The organism is Blastococcus mobilis (assembly GCF_900188025.1).
In the GTDB taxonomy this organism is placed as follows: domain Bacteria; phylum Actinomycetota; class Actinomycetes; order Mycobacteriales; family Geodermatophilaceae; genus Blastococcus_B; species Blastococcus_B mobilis.
Genome location: NZ_FZNO01000029.1, coordinates 1 through 24,280, shown reverse-complemented (window position 1 = coordinate 24,280; position 24,280 = coordinate 1). Strand labels below are relative to the sequence as shown.

Genomic DNA, 24,280 nt, shown 5'->3' with positions numbered 1-24,280 from the left:
GAGGACCTACGGCCAGCTCGGCACCGCAAGCGGGACAGCGGCGCGCCGCTCCGCATAGCGGTCATTGGGGCGAGCAGCCTGGCGGCTGGCCGTTGATCTATCAGTTCCGCCGTCCTCAGGGCTTCCCCACCCGGATCACCCCTTGCTGCCGAACGCAGCGTCGGCTGAGCAGGGACCCCCCTCCTCCCACCCCTCGCGGGCTCGGGCGGGGGCCGGCCCCACGCCGTGGTGCCGGTGTGCGCTGATCGGGGTGATGCGACCGGCGGACTCAGGTGGTAGTCGCGACACCTGCTCGTTGTCCGTCGGAGAACAGCTCTGTGAGGCGCTCGGTCGGAGTGCGGAAGTCGAGGGTCTTGCGAGGGCGGCCGTTGGGCTTGTCGGCGATGGCATCCAGATCGGCGGCGCCGTGCCGGAACAGCTCAGTGCTCGTGGGCAGGTACTGGCGCAGCAGGCCGTTCGTGTTCTCGTGGCTACCGCGATGCCAGGGGGAGTGCGGATCGCAGAAGTAGACCGGCAGGTCAGCGACGAGGGACAGCTCAGCAGGCTCTACCGGGGGATGCACTGGCCTTCCGACGTCGTCGCCAGCGTCGTGTTCACCCTCGTCTGGCTGCCGCTCCTGCGCGGGATACTGCTGCCGCGTGATGTCGACGCACGTCCGCGCGGATCCCTTCGGGTCAGGCTGTGACGTCGACGAGCACCTTGCCGACGGCGCCGTCCTGCACCGCCTGATGGGCCTGCGCGGTCTGCTCCAGCGGGAAGACGTGCAGCGGTAGTCCGGCCTCCCGGCCCACGCGGATAGCGCCGTCGAGGACCGCGGCGTTGACGTCCTCCACGCCGATCTCCTTGGCCCATGCCGGCTCGGTGTAGACCAGCACGAACTGCCAGCGGGCGTTCGGTCCCATCTGCATCCGCACCGGGATCGTCACCTCCGCGCCGCCGTCGTCGGCGTACATGGCGACCGCGCCGTGCATCCCGATCACCTGGGCGTCGGTCCCGGCGTTCACCGCGGCCGACACCTCGACGATCGCGTCGACCCCCTGGGGTGCCACCTTGCGCACCTCGGTGACGACGTCCTGCTGCCGGTAGTCCACGACGTGGTCCGCGCCGGCCGCGGCGGCGAGCTGTGCCTTCTCCGGGCTGCTGACCGTGGTGATCACCGTGGCGTCGGCCCAGCGCGCGAGTTGGATGGCGGCGTTGCCGACGGCGCCCGCCCCGCCTTGCACGAGCACGGTGCGCCCGTTCAGCGTGCCGGGCCCGATGCGGTCGGGCAGCGACTCGGCGACGGTCAGGCAGCGGTGCGCGGTGAGGAACGGGATGCCCAGCGCCGCACCCAGCTGGAAGGACGGTTCCGCGCCGAGCAGCACGGTCTGCCGCGCCGGGACGACGGTGTACTCGGCGGCGGTTCCCCAGGCCCGCTGCCAGGCCGCCTCCCAGATCCACACCCGCTCACCGATCAGAACCGGGTCGACACCCTGACCGACGGCGTCGACGGTGCCCGAGCCGTCCTGGTTCGGGATCTGCCCGTCGGGGCCGGGCTCGTTGTTGGTGCGTGATTTCCAGTCGGTCGGGTTGACCCCGGAGAAGGCAACCCGGACCCGCACCTCGCCGGGACCAGGTTCCGGGACGGGGCGATCGGTCAGTTCGAGGACGTCGGGACCGCCCGTCCGGCGGTAGGAGATGGCTCGCACCGTCGCCCCCTACCCGCGTCGGGCCGAGTGACGCGCCACTGGTCAGCCGGCGGGTGCGTCCTCATCGGTCGGCCACGCCGGCAGGGGCAGGCCGGCCAGCGCGAGCAGCTGCTCCACGGTCTGCTCGACGACCTCGTCCTGCGGTGGAGCGCCGGACGGCGAGGCCATCAGCCGCTGCACGTCGTCGGGGTCGACGTCCCTGCCTTCTGCCTCCCGGAGCCACCGGGCGAAGCCCTCGGCCTCGGCGCGGGTGTCCACCGGGGCGCCGGCATCGGGCTCCTCGAAGTAGATCCGGGGCTCGTAGCCGAGGAAGAAGCGTCCGCCGGTGGCATCGGCTGCGCGGTAGTCCACCGTCGCGATGTCGCTGTCGTGGACGTCGATCAGGAGGAAGGGCACCGCGGTCGGCCGCCCGCTGCTCCACCGGCCGGCGCTGTACGAGAGCTTCCCGAAGTACCCCACCGTCGGAGGCTAGCGGGCGTCCGCTCAGCGCCAGGTGCGGATCTCCGGGCGGCGGCCCAGGGTGCGTTCCACCTGCCGGACGGCCTTCTCCTCTGCGTTGACCAGGACCGGCCGGGGGGTGCCGGCGAACAGCGGCAGGTCCGAGGGGCTGTCGCTGTAGACCGCCGCCCACGGCGGGGGATGTCCCTGGTCGGTCAGCATCGCCACCTTCCACTCACCCATGGCTCGCCGGACCGGGAAGCCGGCCCGGGACCCGACGACGTCGAGGTCGCCGAGCCCGATCGCGGCCAGGAAGCCGCGGGCCAGGGTCTCCTCGCAGCCGGTGGCCACGACGACGGTGTCCCCGGCCCGCTGGTGGGCGCGGACGCAGGCGATGGCATCGGCCACCGCGGCCTCGGGTCTGGTCGTGAGGGCGGACCGGTAGGCCGCGGCGATGGCGTCGACGTCGGAGTCTGCGGAACCCCCGACCGCGAGCCGGGTCATGAGCCGCGCGCCGAGCGGTCGTGTCCAGGGCAGTGCGGCGAGGACCAGCAGCAGCGGGGCGGCGAGCAGGAGGGGAAGCGCGCGCCGGGGGTCCTGCCGGAGCCGGCCACGCAGGAAGAGCGTCGACGCGTCCCCGCCGAGCAGCACCTTGTCGAGGTCGAACACGACGGTCGGCATCACGTCCGAGTACTTACCGGCGACGACGCCGATTGATGCGTGGCCGTCCGAGCGCGTGGAGCGGCGCCGAAGCGGGCACTACCGCCGTCGACTGTCGGGTCAAGCCGGAGGAGGCGCTCGTGACCGCTCGGGAACCGCAGGAGATGGCCCACGTCGCAGCCCAGACCGGGGCGAAGAAGACCCATCGGACCTGGGACCGGGTCCTGGTCAGCGCCTTCCTGGCCGGTGCCTACATCTCGTTCGGCGGACTGGTCGCGATCACCGTCTCGTCGGGCCTGGACCCGGACACCTGGGGCACGCTGCCCACCCTGTTCACCGGCGCGGCGTTCACGCTGGGGCTGGTCCTCGTCGTGGTCGCCGGCTCGGACCTGGCGACGGGCAACATGATGCTGGTCCCGCTCGGCGCCATGCGCGGCAAGATCGGGCTCGGCGACGTCGCCAAGAACCTCACGCTCGTCCTGCTCGGGAACCTCGTCGGTGCGCTGGTGGTCGCCTTCTTCCTGGCCGTGCAGACCGGCGTCATCGGCGACGCCGACGCGACCGGCAGCAGCGGGCTCACCCACGCGCGGCTGGCCGAGATCGCCGAGGGCAAGGCCGTCGGGCACACGGCGTGGGAGACGTTCCTGCGCGCGGTCGGTTGCAACTGGCTGGTCTGCCTGGCCGTCTGGATGTCGCTGGCCGCCACGACGGTGTCCGGGAAGATCCTCGCCATCTTCTTCCCGATCATGGCGTTCGTGGCGATGGGCTTCGACCACGTCGTGGCGAACATGTTCTTCATCCCGGCCGCGATCTTCGCCGGGGTGCCGGAGGTCGGCTGGAACGACGCTGCGTGGAATTGGATGCTCGCAGGCGCCGGCAACCTCGTCGGCGCAGTCGTCTTCGTCGCGACGTCCTACTGGTACCTGTTCCTCAAGGACCAGCCGGACAAGGCCGCGACGCCGGCGCAGGAGCCCGCCGAGCGCGCCTGACCGTCACGCGGCGGCGGGTCCGGACGAGTCGGGTGGGGCGCGGAACGGCAGCTCCGACTGGACGCGCCGCCAGTGGTAGAGGTACAGCGGGCCGGCGATGAGCAGCGTGGTGCCCGAGCCGACCAGCCCGAGGACCTCCTGCCGGCGCTGGGAGTCGCGGGCGAGATCTTCCTGGCGGCGCAGCTCCTCCTCGCTGATCGCGTCGCTGGACTCATCGACCGGCGCGGGGTAGCCGTAGTACCCGTAGTAGCCCGGGTCGGGGTACGCCAGGCCGACGGCGCTGCGGACCAGCTGGACGGCCGCGAAGATGCTGACCACCAGCGTGATCAGGCAGACCAGGTACAGGTACGCGTTGCGCAGGGTCAGGCGATCCTGGGCGGCCACGACGGCTCCTCTCCGGAACCGGCGGGTCCCCGCCGGATGGGCCGAATCGTGCCGGACCCGCAGGCCCCGACGCGGCAACGTGGCGAAAGCGTTACGTGGAGCGGGTGCGCCGGCGCCCCGTTCCGGGGCCCGCCAGGGGCGTCAGCGCACCCGGTCGCCGGTGCGACCCGGCTCAGGACGGCGTGATCGACAGGGTGAGCCGGCGGCGGCCCTCGTCGGAGCGGGCGGTCGCCATCCGCTCGGCGGACGGCGTCCCGTACTCCGTCGTCCGCTGGCGGGCCGGCCGGCCGATGGACGCCGCGATCGCCTCCAGCTCGGCGATGGTCTTCAGCGAGCCGTTCTCGCTGCCGGCCATCCGGCTGATCGTCTCCTCCATCAGCGTGCCGCCGAGGTCGTTGGCCCCGCCCCGCAGCACCGCCTTCGTCCCGGCGTCGGCCAGCTTCACCCACGAGGTCTGGATGTTGGGGATGCGGCCGTGCAGCAGCAGCCGGGCGACGGCGTGGATGGCGCGGTTCTCCCGGACCGTCGGGCCGGGGCGCGCGACGCCGGCCAGGTAGATCGGGGAATTGTGGTGCACGAAGGGCAGCAGCACGAACTCGGTGAAGCCGCCGGTCTCGTCCTGCAGGGTGGCCAGGGTGCGCAGGTGCGCGACCCAGTGGGCCGGGGTGTCGACGTGGCCGTACATCATCGTCGACGTCGTCGGCAGGCCGACCTCGTGGGCGGTGCGGACGATCTCCAGCCACGTCGCCGTCGGCAGCTTGCCCTTGGTCAGCACCCAGCGGACGTCGTCGTCGAGGATCTCCGCCGCCGTCCCCGGCACCGAGTCCAGGCCGGCGTCCTTCGCCGCGGTCAGGAAGTCGCGGAACGACAGCCCCGTCCGGGCCGCGCCGTTGACGATCTCCATCGGGCTGAAGGCGTGCAGGTGGATGTCCGGCTGCCGCTTCTTCACCTCGCGCGCCAGGTCGAAGTACGCCGTCCCGGGCAGGTCCGGGTGGATGCCGCCCTGCATGCAGATCTCGGTGGCGCCGGCCGCCCAGGCCTCGTCGACGCGGTCGCCGACCTGCGCCATCGAGAGCGTGTAGGCGTCGGCGTCGGTGCGCCGCTGGGCGAACGCGCAGAACCGGCAGCCGGTGTAGCAGACGTTGGTGAAGTTGATGTTCCGGTTCACGACGTAGGTGACGTCGTCCCCGTTGACGTCCCGGCGCACGGAATCGGCCAGCGCGCACAGCGCCTCGAGGTCCGCGCCGTCGGCGCCGAGCAGGGCGAGGTACTCGGCGTCGCTCAGCCCGGCGGGGTCGACCTCCGCGCGCCGGAGCGCCGCCCGCACCGAGGGGTCACCGGCCGTCAGCGCCGTCGAGTGGCCGTCCCGGGCGGACGTCGTCGCCTCCCGCAGCACCGACCAGTCGCCGTAGACCGCATCGAAGTCCGACCGGCGGTCCGAGGTCCGCCCGACCGTGTCGACCTCGACGTGCAGGTCCACCCGACCGGTTCCGGAGGTGCCCCACGACTCGTCCGGCTCCTGCCACGGCAGCCCGACCGGCACGCGGCCCTCGACGGCGAGCCCGTCCGGCCCGGCCAGCGCGGACACATGCGGCCGCACCCGCGGGTCCAGCCACGGCTCGGGCTGCAGCACGTAACCGGGCTGGGCGGCCAGCCGCTCGCGCAGCTCGAACCCGGCCTCGGCGCTCAGCACCGCGAGCTTGTCGATGTTCGGCCACGGTCGCTCCGGGTTGACGTGGTCCGGGGTCAGGGGCGACACCCCGCCCCAGTCGTCGACGCCGGCCCGCAGCAGCAGCCCGAGCTCGGTCGAGTCCGACAGGTTCGGCGGCGCCTGCACCCGCGCCTTCGGCCCCAGCAGCAGCCGGGTCACGGCCACCGCGGCGACGTACTCCTGCAGCTCCAGGTCGTCGTGGGCCTGCATCGCCGTCCGCGGCTTGGCCCTGAAGTTCTGGACGATGACCTCCTGCACGTGCCCGTGCCGCTGCGCGGCGGCCCGGATCGCGCCGACGGCGTCCACGCGCTCGGCGTAGTCCTCCCCGATGCCCAGCAGCACGCCGGTGGTGAACGGGACGGCGGAGCGTCCGGCGTCCTCCAGCACCCGCAACCGGACGGCGGGCTCCTTGTCGGGTGACCCGAAGTGCGGCCCGCCGGGCTCGGACCACAGCCGGGTCGCGGTGGTCTCCAGCATCATGCCCATGGAGGCCGACACCGGCTTGAGCCGCTGGATCTCCTCCCACGACAGGACGCCAGGGTTGAGGTGGGGGAGCAGCCCGGTCTCCTCCAGCACCCGGATCGCCATGGCCCGCAGGTAGCCCAGCGTCGAGTCGAACCCGTGTGCCTCGAGCCAGGACGCGGCGACCGGCCAGCGGTCCTCCGGCCGGTCGCCGAGGGTGAACAACGCCTCCTTGCAGCCCATCGCGGCGCCGGCGCGGGCGACGTCGAGCACCTCGTCCGGCGACAGGAACGGCGCCTTGCCCTGCGCCCGGAGCCGGCCCGGCGTCGTCACGAACGTGCAGTAGTGGCAGCGGTCCCGGCACAGGTGGGTGAGCGGGATGAACACCTTGCGGCTGTAGGTGACCACCCCTGGCCGCCCGGCGGAGGTGAGCCCGGCGTCGCGCACCCGCCCGGCGGCGGTCAACAGCCGGTCCAACAGTTCACCCTCGCCCAGCCCGCGGGCGTGCAGCAGCGTCTCGGCCTCGACGGCGTCGAGGGTGACGCCACGCTCGGCGCGGGTGATCGCACGGCGCAGTGCGGACTCGGACGGTGCGGGAAGCGGACTCATGGCGGCTCCGACGCTAGTCCGGCCCGGTGCCGCCCGGGCTCCCTACCCCCCCGCCCCCGTGCAGGGTCCCGCCGTGGCCCCGTCCCGAGGCTCGCCGTGAGCCTGCGAGCGGCGAGGAGTACGGGTCCTTCCACGGTGGGGGCGAGGGGGTCCTAGATGTCGCGGCGCTGGAAGGACAGGGCGGTCAGGCCCCAGATGACGGCGATCCACAGCGCGGCCCACGCCAGGTAGGCCGGTGCCAGCGGTGCCTCGCTCAGGAAGGGGAATCCGCCCTCGTCGGTGCCCATCTGGAGCAGCGCGCCGGGGTCCTGGAAGGCGTTCATGGCCCCGCGCCACAGGCCGTCGGTCGGCAGCACGATCCGGGACACGGTGCCCACGCGCTCGACGCCCTCGTTGCCCAGGGCCCCGCCGATCGCACCCACCACCCCGGCGATCCACGTCGCCCCGAAGAGCCCGACCGCCACGATGCCCGACGCCATCGGCGAGATGACGCTGGACAGCAGGAGAGCCAGCGTCAGCAGCACGACCGTCTCGGCCGCGAGCAGCGCGAGCCCCACGGCGGGTGACGGAGGCCAGTACCCGACCGTCACACGGACGACGAGGATCTGGGCGAGGCCGGCCACGACCACGTAGCCGCAGCCGAAGGTGACGAGGCCGAGCCACTTGCCCAGCAGAACCTGTGAGCGGCGCACGGGGCGCGCGAGGATCGCCAGGGCCTGCCCCGACTCCACCTCGCCCGCGAGCGTGGGGCCGGCGAGGAAGGCCGTGCCGATCGCCGCGATCAGGCTCATCCCGAACATGATCAGGTTGAGCAGCACCGAGGCCACGAGGCGGGCCTCACCGCTGGTCATGGTGCCCAGCTCGGTGTCCAGGCCGATCAGCTTCGAGAAGCCCCACGCGCTGAGTGCGAGCAGGGCCACCGTCAGGACCAGGAGCGCCCAGACCACCCGCCGTCGGGAGGCCTCCCGCAGCGTGAGCCCGGCGACGGTCAGCGCGGTCACGAGCCGGGCTCCTCGTGACGCAGGACGGCGAGCAGGCGCTCCTCGAGGCTGATCCGCATCGGCTCGACGGCGTGCACACGGACGCCCAGACCGACCAGGTCGCGCACCAGGTCGGGCACGGTGACGCCGTCGTCGTCCGCCGGGAGGGCGACGGTGAGCCAGTCGCCGCTGCGCGTCACCGAGCCGGCCGCCCGCAGCCGGTCCTCGGCCCGCCGGTCGAGGCCCCCCAGCCGCAGCCGGACCTCGCGCTGCCCGAGCAGCTCGGCCAGGGTTCCCGACGCCGCCACCCGGCCCTTGTCCAGGATCACCACCCGGTCGCACACCCGCTCCACCTCGCCGATGAGGTGCGAGTTGAGCAGGACGGCGACGCCGCGTGACTTCAGCGAGAGAACGAGGTCGCGGACGTCCACCCGGCCGAGCGGGTCCAGCGCGCTGGTCGGCTCGTCGAGCACGACGAGCTCGGGCCGGGCGACGAGCGCGACGGCGAGCCCCAGCCGCTGCTGCATGCCCTTCGAGAAACCACCGACCCGGTCGCCCGCCCGCTCGGCGAGGCCGACGAGCGCCAGGCACTCACGCCGCTCGGAGGCATCGACGTCGAGGCGGGCGAGCTTGACGTGCAGGTCCAGCACCTCGGCCGCGGTCAGCCACGGCTGGTAGCGGAACAGCTCGGGCAGATAGCCGACGGCGCTGCGGGAGCGGGGATCGGACGACCGCCGCCCGAGCAGCATGACCTCACCGGCGTCGGGCCGCACGAGGCCCAGCAGCATCTTGATGACGCTGGTCTTCCCGGCGCCGTTGGGCCCGAGCAGGCCGAGCACCTCGCCCCGGGCCACGGAGAACGAGACGTCGTCGACGGCGGTCCGGCGTCCGTACCGCTTGCGCAATCCGGAGCACCAGACCGCCGGGGACGGCGGAAGACCGGCCAGCGCGTCGGCGGAGGAGCCCGCGGCGGCGGTGTCGGAGGTCATCCCGCGGACGGTAGCGGCGTCAGCGGAGGCCACGGGCGACCGACAGGAGCTCGTCGGCGCTCAGCGACCCGGCCACGCCGGTCATGACGCCGTCCTCGACCCAGACCACGCCGGCGAACAGCCCGTCGCGCGACGTGAGCACCGTCGCGGTCGACCCGTTCACCTCGGCGATGGAGCTGGTCACCAGCTCCGCCGGGACGGGCAGGGGCAGGGTGCCGCCGTCCGCGGAGAGGTCGCGCAGCTGGTCGGCGAGCCCGTCGGGCAGGCCCGGGAGGGAGAGCAGGTAGTCGCGCACGGTCTCGAACGGCACGCCGGACGAGTAGACCTTGGGCGCGACCACGCGGGCCACGACGAGCGTCGGCACGCCGGTGGGCTGCGACCAGACCGCCGCGACGCCCGGACCGGCCTCGATCCGGAGCCGGCTGCCGTCCACCCCGGCGGGCGGCGGTGGCAGGACCTCGCCCTCGGCGGCCGCGGCCTGCGCGGCCTTGGCGGCGGAGAACGTGAAGGTGCCGCTCACGACACCGGCCGCCTGGTAGGCCGGATCGCCGGTCACTCCCTCGGGGAGCTCGGCCACCTCGGGGACGGCGAGGCCGGTCCGCTCGAGCGCGGTCGCGGCATCGGCCACCTCCTGAGGATCGGCCTCCTCGGTGATCTGGAGGTCGCCGTAGGCGGAGAGGTCGGGTACCTGGACGAGGTCGGCCGACGTGACCTCGACCGGGTCGACCCGCTCGGTCTGGAAGATCGGCAGCCAGTCGTTGGCCGCCGCCACCCCGGCCCCGGTCACCAGGACGACCGCGCTCAGGACCGCGACAGCGGGCCGGCGCACCGCCGTCCGCCACCGCCCGCGGGCGACGCTCGCCTGCCGCACGGGAGCCGTGGTCGTCGTCGAGAGCCGGGCCCATGCCGCATCCGCATCGAGATCCGCGGTAGGCGTCGCGAGTGCGGCGCCGACGAGCTGGGCGTCGGCGCGGGCGCCGTCCAGCGCGCGCAGGCACGTCGGGCAGCCGGCGGCGTGGGCGCGGTCGTCGTCGGTCACGCCGGCCGGCTCGTCGACCAGTCGGCGAAGGACGCCCTCACTCGGGTGACGCATGACGGTTCAGCTCCTTGAGCAGGACGGACTCGGCGCGGCGCACGGTGGTGCCCACGCTTCCTGGGGACATGTCGAGTGCGGCGGCGACCTCGGCGTAGCTCAGGCCGCTGTGCCGGAGGACCAGCGCGGACGCCTGCTTGTGCGGCAGCCGGGCGAGGGCGGCCCGGACGGAACGGCGTTCCTCGCGGGTGACGACGAGGTCGGCGACGTCCGGGACGACGGTCGGGCCGTCCTCGGCCGCCTCCTCGCGGGCGCTGCGACGGCGGCCGGAGCGGAGCAGGTTGAGGGCGGTGTGGGCCGCTGCGACGGTCAGCCAGCCGCCGGCCTCGTCGGCCGGAACCGAGGAGCGGCCGAAGGAGAGGAACACCTCCTGGGCGACGTCCTCGGCCTGGTCGCGGGACCCGAGGACGCGCGCGGCGACCGCGACGACCCGCGCGTACTCGCTGCGGAACACGGCCTCGAGGTCGGCCCGGACGTCCGTCCTGTCCCGGGACGTGCCCACGCGCCGCTTCCGCTCAGGCCAGGCCCGGGCCGCGCTGCGCAGCCCGGCCACCGACACCGGGGCGGTCACGGCCGGCCGTAGAAGGTCCACATCCAGGAAGCACCGCCGAGCGCCGCGATGTGACACCCAGCGGGACGATTCTTCCGCCGCCGGTCACGGCCGGCCGAGGGGGCGGGCCGACTCGTCCACGTACCGGCCGCGGAGCCGGAGGAGCGGCGCGGCGGCCTCGTTGAGCACCGGCACGTCCTCGATCGCCAACAGGGCCAGCACGTGGTCGCCGGCGGGGACCAGCCGCTCCAGCCGGCAGTCCAGTGCCACGAGCCCCTCGGTGAGCACGATCCCACCGCTACCGGCGGCTCTGGTCCACGCCACCGACTCGAGCAGGTGCCGCGCGCTGGGCCGCCCGGCGGAGGCGAAGCGCGACGCGACGATCCCGTGAGCAGCGGCCAGCACGGTGAGCGCGCAGGAGCCGACCTCCTCCAGCACCTCCGCCGGGTAGCCGTCCGCGGTGAGGCCGACGGCGACCAGCGGGGGAGCGGCCGACACGCTCATCACCGAGCTGACCGTCGTACCGACGTCGTCGATGCCGTCCCGGACGGTCAGCAGGCACACCCCGGCGGCGTACTGCCCCAGCGCCGCGGAGTACAGAGCGGCGTCGACAGGCATGGAACCAGTCGACCACAGCCGCCACCATGGCCGGGTGACCACCGCGGAGAAGACGTACGACGTCATCGTCATCGGTGGCGGAGCCGTCGGCGAGAACGTCGCCGACATCACCGTGCGCGGCGGTCTGCGCACGGTCGTGGTCGAGGCGGAGCTGGTGGGCGGGGAGTGCTCCTACTGGGCGTGCATGCCGAGCAAAGCGCTGCTGCGCGGCACGGAGGCGCTCAGCGAGGCCCGTGCCGTGAGCGGTGCGGCGGCCGCCGTCACCGGGGAGCAGGACGTCGCGGCGACGCTGGCCCGGCGCGACTCCTTCACGTCCAGCTGGCGCGACGACGGTCAGGTCGACTGGCTCCGGCGTGCCGGGATCGACCTGGTGCGCGGCAGGGGCCGCCTGTCCGCGCCCAGGCGGGTCGTCGTCACGCCGCCGGACGGGACGACCGAGGTCACGCTGGTCGCCCGGCACGCGGTCGCCATCTGCACCGGGTCGCAGGCCGCCGTCCCCACGATCGAGGGGCTGGCCGACGTCCGTCCCTGGACCTCCCGCGAGGCCACGAGCGCCCAGGCCGCGCCGGGTCGGTTGCTGATCATCGGCGGGGGCTACGTGGCCTGCGAGATGGCCACCGCCTGGCACGCGCTCGGATCGACGGTCACGATGCTCGTCCGCAGCGACCGGCTGCTGCCCGGTCTGGAGCCCGCCGCCGGCGAGGCGGTGGCCGACTCGCTGCGCAAGTCCGGGGTCGACATCCGGCTCTGCGCCGACGTGCGCTCCGCCCGGCGCGAGGACGGGGAGGTCGTGCTCGGTACCAGCGACGGCGACCTCCGTGGTGACGAGGTCCTGGTGGCGACCGGCCGGGCCGCGCGGACCGAGGATCTCGGCCTGGACGTCGTCGGCATGGAGCGGTCGGGATACCTGGACGTCGACGAGGACCTGCGGGTGACCGGCGTCGACGGGTGCTGGCTGTACGCCGTCGGCGACGTCAACGGGCGCCGCCTGCTCACGCACATGGGCAAGTACCAGGCCCGCCAGGCGGGCAGCGCGATCGTGGCCCGGGCCCGCGGCCAGGCGGTCGACCTGACCGACTGGTCACCGCACGTCGCGACGGCCGACCGGTTCGCCACCCCCAGCGTCGTGTTCACCGACCCACAGGTGGCCTCCGTCGGGATGACCGCCGCACAGGCGGCCGACGCCGGCCGGGCGCACCGGGTGGTCGAGTACCCGATCGGCCAGGTGGGCGGTGCCCGGCTCTTCGCCGACGACTACACGGGAACGGCGATCGCGGTCGTGGACACCGAGCGGGAGGTGCTGCTCGGGATGACCTTCATCGGGCCGGCCGTGGCCGAGCTGCTCCAGGCGGCCACCATCGCCGTCGTCGGGGAGGTCCCCATCCGCAGGTTGTGGCACGCGGTGCCCGCATATCCCACGATCAGCGAGATCTGGCTTCGGTTGCTCGAGAGCTATCGGGGCTGAACGGCATGTCCAGGATGGGCCTGGTCCTGCATCCCGGGCGCGACTGCTCTCCGGCCGTCGGGCAGGTGGCGGCGTGGACGGCGGCCCACGACGTGGAGCTGGTCGCATCGAGCGACGACGTCGCCCGCCTGGGCGTGCCCGGTCTGACGCCCGTGACGGTGGAGGAACTCGCCGGGACCTGCGACGGCATCATCGCGCTGGGCGGCGACGGCACCCTGCTGGGCGCCATGCGCCTGGTCAGCGCACGCCCGGTGCCGGTGCTCGGGGTGAACTTCGGCAACCTCGGGTTCCTGGCGGAGGTGGAGGGAGCCGACCTCGACGCCGCGCTCAGCGCGATGGCCGACGGGCGGTCGACCGTCGAGGTACGCGGCTGCCTGGTCGTGCGGCACGTGGGCGGTGAGAGTCTGGCGTTCAACGATGCCGTCCTGGCACGCGTGCCCGGGGAGGGCATGGTGGAGGCGACCCTGTCCGTCGCGGATCGCCGGTACGGGCACTACCGCTGCGACTCGCTCATCCTCGCCACGCCGATGGGTTCGACCGCCTACAGCTACGCGGCCGGCGGGCCGGTGGTCAGCCCGGGCATCGAAGGCATCCTCGTGACCCCCTCGGCTCCGCTCAGCGGGATCTCCCGGAGCGTCCTGCTCGGGCCCGGTGAGCCGCTCCGGCTGGAGCTGACCGCAGGCCGGCCCGCGGTCGAACTGGACGGTGTGCTGACCGGCCGCCTGGAACCGTCGGAGGTGCTGGAGGTCGTCTGGCGGCCCGACGCCGGCCGCCTGGTCCGGATCGACGACTCCGCGGCCGCCGACCGCCGCCGGGTCAAGCTCTCCCTCCTCGACCTGCCGCTGTTGCCGCAGGAACTGGCCGAGCTGCTGCCCGAGCCCCTGCGTCGGCGGGTGGCCGACGCCGACTGACGCCCGGGAGCACCCTCGCGCCGACCTGGGCGTCGTGGCCCGGCGGCCCGTCGGGTGCCCGACACCGTGTTCCCTCGCCGAGTGGTCAGTCCTCCGGGTCGGCCAGCTCCTCGAAGAGAGCGCCGGTGGCGAAGGCCCCGGTGTCGTCGAGGTCGGTGACCCGCAACGTCGGCTGGCTCCGCTGCAGCGGCACCGCGGGCAGCTCCCTCGCCTCGGGCAGCAGCTCACCGGCGACGTCCTCGGCGGGAGCATCGGTCACCTCGCCGATGAGCACCTCGGCCGGGCTGGGGAGCGGAGCCGGGCGGCCGAACGCATAGCCCTGGGCCATCGCGCAGCCGTGCTCGAGCAGCCAGTGCGCCTGGTCGAGGTCCTCGATGCCCTCGGCGATGACCTGCAGCCCCATGCCGCGACCCAGCTGCAGGAGTCCCTGTACGAGGGCCGCGGTGGCCGGTTCGGTCACCACGTCGGCCACGAAGGACCGGTCGATCTTCACGGTGTGGATCGGCAGCCGGTGCAGGGCGGTGATCGCCGAGTAGCCGGTGCCGAAGTCGTCCAGCGCGAGGGTGACGCCCTGGTCGGTGACGACGGCGACCGAGTGCAGGGTGGCCTCGGCAGCGAACAGCGCCGTCGACTCGGTGATCTCCAGCTCCAGCCGGTGCGGAGCCAGCCCCGACTGGGCGAGTGCGTCGGCGACGAGATCGCTGAAACCCTCTTCGGCCAGGTGCCGGGCGGAGATGTTCACGTGGACTCGGAGGTCCTCGTGCCACGCCGCGGCGTCGGTGCAGGCGCGGTGCAGCACCCAGGCGCCGAGCTTGGCGGTCAGCCGGTTGTCCTCGGCGGCGGCGAGGAAGGCCCCGGGCGGGAGCAGGCCGCGGGTCGGATGCTCCCACCGCACCAGCGCCTCGTAGCCGAGCAGCGTCTCGTCCCGCAGGTGCACGATCGGCTGGTAGAAGAGCCGCAGCTCCTCGTTGTCCAGGGCGTGCTTGAGGTCGGTCTCCAGCTGCAGGGCGTCGATGTCGTCCCGGGTCAGCGCGCCCTCGTGGACCTCGATCCGGGCGCGACTGCCGTCGGCCTTCGCGCGGGTGAGCGCACTCTGGGCCTGGCGGAGCAGGTCGTCGGGCGTGTTGTCCGAGCCGAGGGTGAGGCCCACGCTCGCCGACAGGGTGATCTCCCGGTCCTGGACGAGGAAGGGCTCGTCCAGGACGGCCAGTAGGCGGTCGGCGAGCGCCCGCAGTCCGTCGAGGTCCTCGACGTCCTCGGCGACGACGAGGAACTCGTCGGCACCCAGCCGGACGGCGGTGTCCTCCACCCGGGTGCTCCACCGCAGCCGATCGGCGACCTGGCTGAGCAGCAGGTCGCCGGCCTCGTGGCCGAGGGAGTCGTTGACCGCCCTGAACCTGTCGATGTTGAGGTGCACCAGCCCCACCTGCAGGCCGCGGCGGCGGGACAGAGCCACCGCGTGGCGGAGGCGGTCGGTCAGTGCGCGGCGGTTGGGCAGGCCGGTGAGCGGGTCGGTGAACGCCCGGCGGACCAGGTCGTCCTCGGCGCGACGGCGGTCGGTCACGTCGACGAGGGAGAGGACGACGAACTGCGGCTCGCCGTTGTTGTGCCGGACGATCTCGTGGGACTGCACGACCCAGAGCTCGGTGCCGTCGGACCGCCGTAGCCGCCGCTCGCCGTCCAGCAGCAGGTTAGGGTCCAGGTCGGCGGGCTCCCGCGGGCCGGGCACGAGACCGAGGTCGGCGACCGGCGGGTCATCGGGGTGGGCGAGGAGATCGACGTGCCGGCCGGCCAGCTCCTCCGCAGTCCGTCCCGTGAGGGCGCACAGCACGGGGTTGGCGACCAGGAGGTGTCCGTCGAGGCCGACCAGCGCCTTGGGGATCGGCGCGGACAGGAACAGCGCCTGGAACAGCTGGCCGCGGTCGGCGAGCAGCGTGTCGATGGCCCGCATGCGCTGCCCGGCTCCGCCGAGGGAGGCGGCGGGCGTCCGGGGCACCTCGGATGCGGGGAGACTCACCAGCACAGCGTCACCCATGGTCGGCGGTAAGTGACGGAACCTGCTCGCGGAGAGTCGTGATCGTGCCGTCACAGTGCGTTAGCTCAGTCCATCGGACAGGCGTCATGTGCCAACGGGCGGGGACGGACCAGTCACATCACGACGGGCGGGCCGGGACGCCGCTCGGCCGGTGGGTCGGTCGAGTGGGCAGATGGGGTCGCATGCTGCGGCGCGTCCCCGCGTGTCGGCGTCCACAACTGCCCTCTCGCGGCGGCCGTCCCGGGAACACCACGCCCCCTCCCGGTGCTCCTCGGATCGGTATCGAGAGAGGTGAGCACGGTGGAGAAGAAGATCGGGTTCCTGTCCTTCGGGCACTGGCAGCCCATCCCCGGGTCGCAGGTGCGGACCGGGCGTGACGCCCTGGTGCAGAGCGTCGAGCTGGCGGTGGCCGCGGAGGAGCTCGGCGTGGACGGAGCCTTCGTGCGCGTCCACCACTTCGCCCGGCAGCTCGCCTCGCCGTTCCCGTTGCTGGCGGCCATGGCGGCGCGCACCAGCCGGATCGAGATCGGCACCGGCGTCGTCGACATGCGGTACGAGAACCCGCTGTACATGGCGGAGGAGGCGGCCGCCACCGACCTGCTCGCCGACGGCCGGCTCCAGCTCGGCATCAGCCGCGGGTCACCGGAGACGGCGCTGCGCGGCTCCGAGGCGTTCGGCTACCTGCCGCCGGAGGGCAGTAGCGACGCCGACCTCGCACGCGCCAAGACCGGGCTCTTCCTCGCCGCGGTCGAGGGGCAGACCGTGGTCGACGCCGATCCGCGGATGACCGGCGGGACGCGCGGCCGGCTGGCGATCCAGCCGCAGGCGCCGGGTCTGCGGGAGCGGATCTGGTGGGGGTCGGGTACCCGTGCCACGGCCGAGTGGACGGCGCAGCAGGGGATGAACCTGATGAGCTCGACGCTGCTGGTCGAGGACACCGGGGTGCCCTTCGACGAGCTGCAGGCCGAACAGATCGCGCGCTTCCGCACGGCCTGGGCCGAGGCCGGCTGGGAGCGCGAGCCGCGCGTCTCGGTCAGCCGCAGCGTCCTGCCCATCGTCAGCGACGAGGACCGCGCCTACTTCGGCGGTGAGCGGTCCGGCGAGGACCAGGTCGGCATCCTGGAGGGGGTCCGGGCGCGCTTCGGCAAGAGTTACGTGGGCGAGCCCGACACGGTGGCCGAGGAGCTGGCCAAGGACGCCGCCGTCCGTGAGGCCGACACCCTGCTGATCACGGTGCCGAACATGCTCGGCGTCGACTACAACGCCCGGCTGCTGGAGAACATCACGAAGCACGTCGCGCCCGCGATCGGCTGGCGCCACCCGGACCAGCGCACCGCCTGACGTATGCGATCGTCAGCGGAGGTCGAAGCCGAGGTCGAGCACCGGGGCGCTGTGCGTGAGCGCGCCCACCGCCAGGTAGTCGACGCCGGTCGCCGCCACCTCGCGCGCCCGGTCCAGCGACAGCCCGCCACTGGCCTCGAGCCGCACCCCGGTCCCGCGCGCCAGCGACACCGCGGTCCGGGTGTCGTCGAGGGAGAAGTTGTCGAGCAGCACGAGCTCGACGCCCGCCTCGATCGCCTCCCGCAGCTGGGCGAGGGTGTCGACCTCCACCTCCAGCGGGACGCCGGGCGCATGCCCGCGGACCGCCTGCACCGCCGCGGTGATCCCACCGGCCGCGGCGACGTGGTTGTCCTTCACCAGCGCGGCGTCGCCGAGGGCCATCCGATGGTTGACGCCCCCGCCGCAGCGGACGGCGTACTTCTCCAGAGCCCGCAGCCCGGGGCTGGTCTTGCGGGTGTCGCGGATCGCCGCACCCGTCCCGGCGACCGCCTCGACCCACCGGCGGGTCAGCGTGGCGATGCCCGAGAGGTGGCAGACCAGGTTCAGCGCGGTGCGCTCGGCCGTCAGCAGCGTGCGGGTCGGCCCGGTGACCGACAGCGCCGGTCGTCCCGGCACCGCCTCGGCGCTGTCGTCCGCCTGTAGGACGACCGCGAGGTCGGCGCCGCCCACCAGGTCGAACACCGCGGCGGCCACCGGCAGCCCGGCGAGCACCCCGGAGGTCCGCGGGACGACGTCGCCGGTCGAGCGCGCGCCCGCCGGGACCGTCGACTCCGTGGTCACGTCCGGGCCCAGCGCCAGGTCCTCCTCGAGCGCCCGGCGCACGACGCCGACCACACCGGCCGGGTCGAGGCCGGCCTGCCGCAGGGCGGTGGCGAGCTCGGCGCGGAGCACACCCTCGCCGGTCATGCCACCACCTGCGCGGCGGCGAGGGTCCGCACCGGCTCGGTGCGGGTGTGCACGTGTCCGGCCGCGTCGAGGCGGTGGACCAGGCGCACCTGCCACTCCGGCCGGGTCCCGGGTGCGTCGAGCCGTCGGTGGCAGCCGCGACTCTCGGTGCGGGCCAGGGCGGCACCGGCCAGCAGGGTGGCCACGGTGTGCAGCGCCGTCGTCTCCACGGACGCGAGGTCGAGGGCCTCGCCGCATCCGAGGCGGGGGAGCGTGCTGAGCAGACCGGCCAGCCGAGCCAACCCCTCGGCGTCGCGGACCACGCCGGCGTGCCGGGTCGTGGCCGCGGTGAGCGCGGGCCGGCCGGCGGGGTCGATCGCCGCTCCCGTCGCGGGCTCGACGGGCGCGGCGGCCGGGGGCAGCTGGGACGCGAGCAGCGCCGCGCAGCGCCGGGCGGCGACCAGTCCCTCGGTGATGGAGTTGGACGCCAGCCGGTTGGCGCCCTGGACGCCGGTGCACGCGACCTCGCCGACCGCGTAGAGCCCGGGCACGGTGGTCCGCCCGTCGAGGTCGGCGACGACACCGCCGCACGCGTAGTGGGCCGCCGGCGCGACCGGTACGGGTTCCCGGGTCAGGTCCAGCCCGGCCGCCGAGCAGGCGCTGGTGATGCCGGGGAACCGGTGGGCCACGAACTCGGCGCCGAGGTGGGAGGCGTCGAGGAGGACGTGGTCCTCGCCGGTGGCCCGCAGGTGGGCGGCGATGGTCGCGGAGACGACGTCGCGCGGGGCGAGGTCGCCCAGCGGGTGCGCGCCGGTCATGACCCTGCGGCCGGTGCGGTCGACGAGCACGGCACCCTCGCCGCGCACCGCCTCGGAGATCAGCGTCTGCTGTCCCGCCGCTCCTGGTCCCGTCCACAGCACGGTGGGGTGGAACTGCACCATCTCGACGTCGGCCACCTCGGCGCCGGCCCGCAGCGCGAGGGCGAGCCCGTCGCCGGTGGCGCCGGCCGGGTTGGAGCTGGCGGCGTAGACCTGCCCGTAGCCGCCGGTGGCCAGGACGACGGCCCGGGCGCGCAGGTCGCCGGCGTCGACCAGGGCACCGTCCTCGACCCGGGCCACGCGCAGGCCGGTCACCCGGCCGTCGGCGCTGCGCAGCGCGTCGAGGGCGGCAGTGTGCTCGCGGACCTCGATGCGCCGGGCGCGCAGGGCCGAGGCGAGGGTGCGGGTCACCTCGACGCCGCTGGCGTCGCCGCCTGCGTGGACGATCCGGTCGCGGCTGTGCCCGCCCTCGCGGGTCAGCGCGGGCCGGCCGTGCGGGTCGAGGTCGAGCTCCGCGCCGAGCGCCTGCAGCAGTGCCACGGCGGCCGGTGCCTCGTCGACCAGCGTCCGGACGGCGTCCTCGTCGCAGAGGCCCGCGCCGGCGACCAGCGTGTCGTGCAGGTGCAGTGCGGCGTCGTCGTCCGGGCCGAGGACCGCCGCCAGGCCGCCCTGCGCCCAGGCCGTGCTGCCGTCGCCGAGCGCCCCCTTGGTGACCACGGTGACCGCGCGGCCGGCGTCGGCCAGGGCCACCGCCGTCATCAGTCCTGCGGCTCCGGTGCCCACCACGACGACGTCCGTCGTGCGGGTCCAGCCGGCCGCGGGCAGCGGCAGCGCCGGGACGACGCGGGACAGGCTCGCGCTCACGAGTCCTCCTCGCTGGCGCTCGTCGGCCGCGTTCGCGTCGCTGCTCTGCCCACGCGTGAGCTCGCAAGCTCGCTCACGAGTCCTCCTCGCAGGCGCTCGTCGGCCGCGTTCGCGTCGCTGCTCTGCCCACGCGTGAGCTCGCAAGCTCGCTCACGTCACTCACCGACCGGGGACGGCGTGCCGATCGCCACCATCGCCTCGACCGCCGCGCGGGCCCGGGCGGCGATCGCGGGGTCGACGGTGACCTCGTCGCGGCCCTCGCGCAGTGCCCGGAGCAGCTTCTCGGGCGTCGACATCTTCATGTACGGGCAGGCCGCGCGGGAGTTCACCGGCTCGAACGACGTGACCGGGTTGGTCTGGCGCAGCTGGTGCAGCATGCCGATCTCGGTGGCCACCAGCACGCGCTTCGCCGTCGTCCGCCGGGCCTGGTCGAGCATCCCGCCGGTGGAGAGCACGTGGACGCGCTCGGTGGGCAGCTGGCCGTCGGAGACCATCCAGAGGGCGCTCGTCGCGCAGCCGCACTCGGGGTGGACGAGCAGCTCGGCGTCGGGGGCGTCCGCCACGCTCTTCCGCAGGTCGGTGGGGGAGATGCCGGCGTGCACGTGGCACTCGCCCATCCAGATGCGCATGTTCGTGCGGCCGGTGACGCGCTGGACGTGCGCACCGAGGAACTGGTCGGGCAGGAACAGCACCTCGCGGTCGGCGGGGATCGACTCGACGACCTCGACGGCGTTGGACGACGTGCAGCAGATGTCGGTCTCGGCCTTCACCTCGGCGGAGGTGTTGACGTAGGAGACGACGACGGCACCGGGGTGCGCGGCCTTCCAGGCCCGCAGCTGGTCGGCGGTGATGGTGTCGGCCAGGGAGCAGCCGGCGGCGGCGTCGGGGACGAGGACGGTCTTCTCCGGCGCCAGGATCTTGGCCGTCTCGGCCATGAAGTGCACACCGGCGAAGACGATCGTCGAGGCCTCGCTGGCCGCGGCGAGCCGGGAGAGGGCGAGCGAGTCGCCCACGTGGTCGGCGACGTCCTGGATCTCCGGGGCCTGGTAGTTGTGCGCGAGGAGGACGGCGTCCCGCTCGGCGGCGAGCCGGCGGACCTCGGCCCGCCAGGACTCCCACTGGTCCGGCGACCAGTTCGCGGCGGTGGGGGCGGGCAGCGTTGCGGTCACCGGGACCTCCGGAGGAGTGGTTTTGCCCTTGCAGTCGAAAACCTGTCCGGCGGACCATAGCATTCCCGTCGTGCCTTCTGTGTGGTCCTCGCCGGACCGGCCCGCCTACCCGCACCACGCGCTCGCCGCCGTGCTGCAGATTAGGGCGGCGCGGCTGCACGTGATGCTCTGGCGCCGGGCCAACGAGCCGTTCGCGGGGGACTGGGCGCTCCCCGGCGGGCCGCTGCTGGCCGACGAGACGCTCGGGGCCTCGGTCGCCCGTCAGCTGGCGAGCAAGGTCGAGGTGACGCACCTGGCCCACCTCGAGCAGCTGGAGACGCGCAGCGATCCCTCGCGCGACCCGCGCGGCCGGACGGTGGCGACTGCCTACCTGGGACTGATCCCGGCGGATCTGGACCCGGCGCTGCCCGACGACACCGCCTGGCACCCGGTCGACGCGTTGCCGCCGACGGCGTTCGACCACGGCTCGATCGTGTCCTCGGCGCTGGGGCGGCTCCGGGCCAAGCTCTCGTACACCAACCTCGGGTTCGCCCTGGCCCCGCCGACGTTCACGGTCGCGGAGCTGCGCGAGATCTACGTCGCGGCGCTCGGTTACGACGTGACGGCAACGAATCTGCAGCGGGTGCTGCTGCGCAGGGGAGTGCTGGAGGCGACCGGCGAGATGGCGCCGCCCGGACGTGCCGGGGGGCGACCGGCGATGCTCTACCGCTTCGCGTCCCCGGCCCTCGAGGTGACCGACCCCTTCGCCGTGTTCCGGCCGCCCTCGCAGCGTGCGGTGCCGGCCCACCGGAGACCAGCCGGCTGAACACCGGCACCGTCCAGGGGTGCACGCTTCGGGGAGTCGGGCCCCGTGCCGACGCCCCGGGTCAGCCGGTCGGGCAGACCGGCTCAGTCCTCCAGCGACCGGACGACGAAGCCGAGGGCGGCAAAGGTCCCGCTCGTGGCCGCTGCCCGCACCGCGGTGGCCCTACCCGTGGACCGCGCCGCTGCGAGCGCGGTCAGCACGTCGAAGCAGTTCACCGCCGTCGCAACGGCCAGCACCCGATCGGTCTCCTCCTTCGTCCGGGCGGTGAAGGACCACGCAGCGATGGCGAGCATCCGGGATCCGAACAGGCGGAGCAGTTGCGTGGTGTGCGGTGTGGACGGGACCCGGTAGGTCACCTCCAGCACCCGAGGCGCCAGGACGCCGGTGACCCCGAACAGGGCGGCGCTTCCCGTGAGCACATGCACCAGTGCCGGCTTCGACATGCCCAGCGCGGTCTTCGCCATGGTGGTCTCCTCTGCGACGCACGGAACGACTCGGTGGACGCAGCAGCGTCCTCCCGACGGTGCCTGGCCGTACAGGTGCTTCGTCGCGGAGCGGAGCCGGGTCAGGAAGCGCCGCTGCCTGACCCGGGCCCGGTCGGAGGAGAGAGCGGCGAGCAGCTTGTGCCCGACGACGCAGGCCGACGTGACGGTGGCCTCTGGGCCCAACGACTCTGGACGGACGGCGTCGAAGTAGCGACCGTCAACGCCCCCGAGTGCCGGAGGGCGGAGACATGCGGATGATGTTGCGACTGCAGGTGCCACCTGAGGCCGGCAGCGAGGCCATGCGTAGCGGTCGGATCGGCCAGATCATGCAGGACCTCATGGATCGCCTGCAGCCGGAAGCCGCCTACTTCCACGAGCAGAACGGCATGCGTGGCGCCTCCATCGTCTTCGACCTCGAGTCACCGGCGCTCATGCCCGCCATCGCGGAGCCGCTGTATCAGGAGCTCGGCGCAACCGTGGAATTCCTCCCGGTGATGAACATGGAGGACATGCAGCGGGCTCTGGCCGACGTGCAGCACGTGGGGCAGCCCGGCGGAGCGTGACCTGTTCGGCCGACAGTGCCCGATCGCTCAGCCAGACCTCGCGTAGCGCCCGGGCGGCCCGGCCTGGATGTGCTCGCCGGCTGTCCCTGAGGCAGCCCTGTCTCTCATGACGGCCGATCGAGGGACAGGTCCGGGTGCGCCTGGTTGCCCGGCGCGCTTCGGCGAGAAGCTCATGCCGATCCTGCAGGACATTGGCATTGCCGATGAACCGGAGTTGTATCCCGCGCACACGTCCGCATCAGCGTGACGACCCTCGCCCGGGCGTGAGTCGTCACCGGGGAGGTCCGCTATGAGCATCGTCGTGCGTCATCAGGTAGTCGGCTTGACGCGCCGGCAGTACGACGAGGTGAGCCGCCGCATGGAGGAGGCTGGGGCATGGCCCCCCGACGGATTGCTGCTGCACGTGCTGTTCGGGACTGAAGGGAATCTGAAGGTCAGCGAGATCTGGGAGTCGCATGAGCAGCTCACAGCTTTCAGTCAGCAGATGCTGCCGGTGCTCGACGAGGTCGGAGTCCAGGTGACCGGCGAACCGGAGGTCTTCGAGGTCCACGAGTTGGAGCTGCCGCGGACGACGGCGTAGCAGGTCACAGCGCGGCGTCGCGCTCCACCGGCCTGCACCGCAGAGCGGGACTCATGGCCGTTCGGGACCTCCTCGGCACGCCAACGCGCCTTCCGCGACCTGGTCCAAGTCACCCTGAGGGCCTTCAGGGCTGGGCGATCCGTCGGTCGTGCTGTCTGGATGCAGGGACTGAACGACTGGAGCGATCAGCGCACTCCACCATGATCTGCTGTCTGAGCGCTGTGCTGCTGACGTCAAGGCCCCTGCGGCAGCCTGACCCAGCTCGGGGCTGCACGCGCGCCCGGCAGGGATCGAACCTGCGACCAAGTGCTTAGAAGGCACCTGCTCTATCCGCTGAGCTACGGGCGCTCGACTGCCGATCATCGCATCGGCCGGGCGTCCTGGGTCGGCACCCGTCGGCGTGGTCGTGCGCCGGGGTGGCGACGCCGCCTTCCTCCACAGGGAAGTGGCCCGTCCACAGATCGCTCGGCCGGCCGCCCACGACCGCCCCCGCCGTCCAAGGTTCTGCACACGCCGGCACGTCGCCGGCCGCGCCGTCCGGCGCCGCAGCCCTCGAGGAGCACCGTGAACGACACCGAACTGACCGTGGTGGGCAACGTCGTCGACTCGCCCCGCCGCGTCCGGCTGGAGAACAGCGCCGTGACCAATTTCCGGATGGCGTCGACCGCCCGGCGTTTCGACAGCGGCAAGCAGGAGTTCGTCGACGCCGGCACCCTCTGGGTGGACGTCGAGGCGTGGGGAGAGCTGGGCGGCAACGTGGCGCGCAGCATCAGCAAGGGCGACCCCGTCATCGTCCGGGGCACGCTGACCACTCGCAGCTGGGAATCGGAGCAGGGGCGGCGCTCCGCTCCGCAGATCAAGGCGAACGCCGTGGGCCCGAACCTGGCGCGCGGATGGAGCGACTTCCATCGCCCGGCACGGCCGGTGCCGGGGGCCGCGACGGACGGCGACGCGCCGGTCGTCGCGCCGTCCCCGGCGGAGGAGGAGCTGGCCCGGGATCTCGCCGAAGAGCGCGGCACCGAGGACTACACAGGCGGTGCCGGAGTGTTGTACGACGTGAACCCCGACGAACTCTCCCCGGAACCCGCGCACGCCTAGTACTACAGCCGCACGTACCTGGCCTCTCGGGTTGCGTAGTGGCAGCGGCGGGCGCGGGCCTGGTGTCTGCGACGCCAGTGTGACCAGTGC

Annotated in this window: 23 protein-coding genes, 1 tRNA gene and 1 pseudogene; 8 read left to right on the top strand and 17 right to left on the bottom strand. The window is 73.4% G+C overall.

All coding sequences use genetic code 11. The features are described 5' to 3' along the window. Positions 1-268: 268 nt before the first annotated feature. The 4 genes and pseudogenes from CHB94_RS20515 to CHB94_RS20500 all read right to left on the bottom strand — a co-directional run. Positions 269-538 (bottom strand): annotated as a pseudogene (locus CHB94_RS20515) (transposase); the annotation flags it as partial. Positions 539-674: 136 nt separating this feature from the next. Continuing rightward, positions 675-1,688 carry an NADPH:quinone reductase gene (locus tag CHB94_RS20510; RefSeq protein ID WP_089338415.1) on the bottom strand — a complete coding sequence of 338 codons (1,014 nt, stop codon included), beginning with the start codon at positions 1,686-1,688 and terminating at the stop codon, positions 675-677. Positions 1,689-1,730: 42 nt separating this feature from the next. Beyond that, positions 1,731-2,147 (bottom strand): hypothetical protein, encoded by a 417-nt coding sequence (locus tag CHB94_RS20505; RefSeq protein ID WP_089338414.1) that lies wholly within the window; start codon positions 2,145-2,147, stop codon positions 1,731-1,733. A 24-nt stretch (positions 2,148-2,171) separates the two neighbouring features. Then, on the bottom strand, positions 2,172-2,807 hold the full coding sequence (locus CHB94_RS20500) for an HAD family hydrolase (protein WP_089338413.1): 636 nt from the start codon (positions 2,805-2,807) through the stop codon (positions 2,172-2,174). Between the two features lie 119 nt (positions 2,808-2,926). On the opposite strand from CHB94_RS20500, the gene CHB94_RS20495 reads away from it, so the two are divergent. Further along, a complete protein-coding gene (locus CHB94_RS20495; RefSeq protein ID WP_176445673.1) occupies positions 2,927-3,775 on the top strand; it encodes a formate/nitrite transporter family protein in 849 nt (282 codons plus the stop codon). Between the two features lie 3 nt (positions 3,776-3,778). Here CHB94_RS20495 and CHB94_RS20490 read toward each other — a convergent pair whose 3' ends face one another. From CHB94_RS20490 to CHB94_RS20460, 7 genes are all read right to left on the bottom strand, one after another. Continuing rightward, entirely contained in the window at positions 3,779-4,159 is a 381-nt protein-coding gene (locus CHB94_RS20490) for a hypothetical protein (RefSeq protein ID WP_089338412.1), read from the bottom strand. Between the two features lie 172 nt (positions 4,160-4,331). Continuing rightward, complete coding sequence (locus tag CHB94_RS20485) at positions 4,332-6,941, bottom strand: bifunctional FO biosynthesis protein CofGH (RefSeq protein WP_089338411.1); 2,610 nt, start codon at positions 6,939-6,941, stop codon at positions 4,332-4,334. A gap of 152 nt (positions 6,942-7,093) precedes the next feature. Further along, positions 7,094-7,942 (bottom strand): ABC transporter permease subunit, encoded by an 849-nt coding sequence (locus CHB94_RS20480; RefSeq protein ID WP_089338410.1) that lies wholly within the window; start codon positions 7,940-7,942, stop codon positions 7,094-7,096. Further along, positions 7,939-8,910, bottom strand: a complete 972-nt coding sequence (locus tag CHB94_RS20475) for an ABC transporter ATP-binding protein (RefSeq protein WP_089338443.1) — start codon at positions 8,908-8,910, stop codon at positions 7,939-7,941. Before CHB94_RS20475 ends, CHB94_RS20480 begins: the two co-directional genes overlap by 4 nt. 19 nt (positions 8,911-8,929) lie before the next feature. Next, on the bottom strand, positions 8,930-10,003 hold the full coding sequence (locus CHB94_RS20470) for a hypothetical protein (protein ID WP_089338409.1): 1,074 nt from the start codon (positions 10,001-10,003) through the stop codon (positions 8,930-8,932). Next, a complete protein-coding gene (locus tag CHB94_RS20465; RefSeq protein ID WP_254920806.1) occupies positions 9,987-10,574 on the bottom strand; it encodes a sigma-70 family RNA polymerase sigma factor in 588 nt (195 codons plus the stop codon). The genes CHB94_RS20470 and CHB94_RS20465 overlap by 17 nt, the downstream gene beginning before the upstream one ends. Positions 10,575-10,658: 84 nt before the next feature. After that, positions 10,659-11,171, bottom strand: coding sequence for a flavin reductase family protein (locus CHB94_RS20460; RefSeq protein WP_089338408.1), 513 nt, complete (start codon positions 11,169-11,171; stop codon positions 10,659-10,661). A 34-nt stretch (positions 11,172-11,205) separates the two neighbouring features. On the opposite strand from CHB94_RS20460, the gene CHB94_RS20455 reads away from it, so the two are divergent. Together CHB94_RS20455 and CHB94_RS20450 are read left to right on the top strand one after the other, a co-directional pair. Continuing rightward, positions 11,206-12,636 carry a dihydrolipoyl dehydrogenase family protein gene (locus CHB94_RS20455; protein WP_217899410.1) on the top strand — a complete coding sequence of 477 codons (1,431 nt, stop codon included), beginning with the start codon at positions 11,206-11,208 and terminating at the stop codon, positions 12,634-12,636. 5 nt (positions 12,637-12,641) lie between these two features. Further along, positions 12,642-13,547: an NAD(+)/NADH kinase gene (locus tag CHB94_RS20450; protein WP_089338406.1), complete on the top strand. Its 906-nt coding sequence runs from the start codon at positions 12,642-12,644 to the stop codon at positions 13,545-13,547. 85 nt (positions 13,548-13,632) lie between these two features. Here CHB94_RS20450 and CHB94_RS20445 read toward each other — a convergent pair whose 3' ends face one another. Next, the gene (locus CHB94_RS20445) at positions 13,633-15,564 is read right to left on the bottom strand and encodes a putative bifunctional diguanylate cyclase/phosphodiesterase (RefSeq protein ID WP_254920805.1); all 1,932 of its coding nucleotides are present in this window, start codon (positions 15,562-15,564) and stop codon (positions 13,633-13,635) included. 318 nt (positions 15,565-15,882) lie between these two features. Here CHB94_RS20445 and CHB94_RS20440 point away from each other — a divergent pair, with 318 nt between their 5' ends. Continuing rightward, entirely contained in the window at positions 15,883-16,923 is a 1,041-nt protein-coding gene (locus CHB94_RS20440; RefSeq protein WP_089338404.1) for an LLM class flavin-dependent oxidoreductase, read from the top strand. 12 nt (positions 16,924-16,935) lie between these two features. On the opposite strand, the gene nadC is transcribed toward CHB94_RS20440, so the two are convergent. From nadC to nadA, 3 genes are all read right to left on the bottom strand, one after another. Continuing rightward, positions 16,936-17,829, bottom strand: coding sequence for a carboxylating nicotinate-nucleotide diphosphorylase (gene nadC, locus CHB94_RS20435; RefSeq protein WP_089338403.1), 894 nt, complete (start codon positions 17,827-17,829; stop codon positions 16,936-16,938). Next, positions 17,826-19,490: an L-aspartate oxidase gene (locus CHB94_RS20430; protein ID WP_089338402.1), complete on the bottom strand. Its 1,665-nt coding sequence runs from the start codon at positions 19,488-19,490 to the stop codon at positions 17,826-17,828. The genes nadC and CHB94_RS20430 overlap by 4 nt, the downstream gene beginning before the upstream one ends. A gap of 155 nt (positions 19,491-19,645) precedes the next feature. After that, a complete protein-coding gene (nadA, locus tag CHB94_RS20425) occupies positions 19,646-20,659 on the bottom strand; it encodes a quinolinate synthase NadA (RefSeq protein WP_217899409.1) in 1,014 nt (337 codons plus the stop codon). Between the two features lie 70 nt (positions 20,660-20,729). Here nadA and CHB94_RS20420 point away from each other — a divergent pair, with 70 nt between their 5' ends. Then, positions 20,730-21,464: an NUDIX hydrolase gene (locus tag CHB94_RS20420; protein WP_089338400.1), complete on the top strand. Its 735-nt coding sequence runs from the start codon at positions 20,730-20,732 to the stop codon at positions 21,462-21,464. 83 nt (positions 21,465-21,547) lie between these two features. Here the strand turns inward: CHB94_RS20420 and CHB94_RS20415 are convergent, their stop codons facing one another. Beyond that, positions 21,548-21,928, bottom strand: coding sequence for a hypothetical protein (locus tag CHB94_RS20415; protein ID WP_141137583.1), 381 nt, complete (start codon positions 21,926-21,928; stop codon positions 21,548-21,550). A 275-nt stretch (positions 21,929-22,203) separates the two neighbouring features. On the opposite strand from CHB94_RS20415, the gene CHB94_RS20410 reads away from it, so the two are divergent. Together CHB94_RS20410 and CHB94_RS20405 are read left to right on the top strand one after the other, a co-directional pair. Then, positions 22,204-22,512: a hypothetical protein gene (locus CHB94_RS20410; protein WP_254920804.1), complete on the top strand. Its 309-nt coding sequence runs from the start codon at positions 22,204-22,206 to the stop codon at positions 22,510-22,512. Positions 22,513-22,801: 289 nt separating this feature from the next. Continuing rightward, positions 22,802-23,092, top strand: a complete 291-nt coding sequence (locus CHB94_RS20405) for a hypothetical protein (protein WP_089338397.1) — start codon at positions 22,802-22,804, stop codon at positions 23,090-23,092. A gap of 275 nt (positions 23,093-23,367) precedes the next feature. Here the strand turns inward: CHB94_RS20405 and CHB94_RS20400 are convergent. Continuing rightward, positions 23,368-23,440, bottom strand: a tRNA-Arg gene (locus CHB94_RS20400). Positions 23,441-23,656: 216 nt separating this feature from the next. Between CHB94_RS20400 and CHB94_RS20395 the strand changes: the two genes are divergently transcribed. After that, entirely contained in the window at positions 23,657-24,190 is a 534-nt protein-coding gene (locus tag CHB94_RS20395; protein WP_089338396.1) for a single-stranded DNA-binding protein, read from the top strand. Positions 24,191-24,280 lie beyond the last annotated feature (90 nt).

What these genes read in the sequence shown, in the direction of transcription:
- CHB94_RS20500 (WP_089338413.1), bottom strand. Translation starts at nt 2,807, where the DNA reads ATGCCGACCGTCGTGTTCGACCTCGACAAGGTGCTGCTCGGCGGGGAC.
- CHB94_RS20485 (WP_089338411.1), bottom strand. Translation starts at nt 6,941, where the DNA reads ATGAGTCCGCTTCCCGCACCGTCCGAGTCCGCACTGCGCCGTGCGATC.
- CHB94_RS20475 (WP_089338443.1), bottom strand. Translation starts at nt 8,910, where the DNA reads ATGACCTCCGACACCGCCGCCGCGGGCTCCTCCGCCGACGCGCTGGCC.
- CHB94_RS20470 (WP_089338409.1), bottom strand. Translation starts at nt 10,003, where the DNA reads ATGCGTCACCCGAGTGAGGGCGTCCTTCGCCGACTGGTCGACGAGCCG.
- CHB94_RS20460 (WP_089338408.1), bottom strand. Translation starts at nt 11,171, where the DNA reads ATGCCTGTCGACGCCGCTCTGTACTCCGCGGCGCTGGGGCAGTACGCC.
- CHB94_RS20450 (WP_089338406.1), top strand. Translation starts at nt 12,642, where the DNA reads ATGTCCAGGATGGGCCTGGTCCTGCATCCCGGGCGCGACTGCTCTCCG.
- nadC (WP_089338403.1), bottom strand. Translation starts at nt 17,829, where the DNA reads ATGACCGGCGAGGGTGTGCTCCGCGCCGAGCTCGCCACCGCCCTGCGG.
- CHB94_RS20415 (WP_141137583.1), bottom strand. Translation starts at nt 21,928, where the DNA reads ATGGCGAAGACCGCGCTGGGCATGTCGAAGCCGGCACTGGTGCATGTG.
- CHB94_RS20410 (WP_254920804.1), top strand. Translation starts at nt 22,204, where the DNA reads ATGATGTTGCGACTGCAGGTGCCACCTGAGGCCGGCAGCGAGGCCATG.
- CHB94_RS20405 (WP_089338397.1), top strand. Translation starts at nt 22,802, where the DNA reads ATGAGCATCGTCGTGCGTCATCAGGTAGTCGGCTTGACGCGCCGGCAG.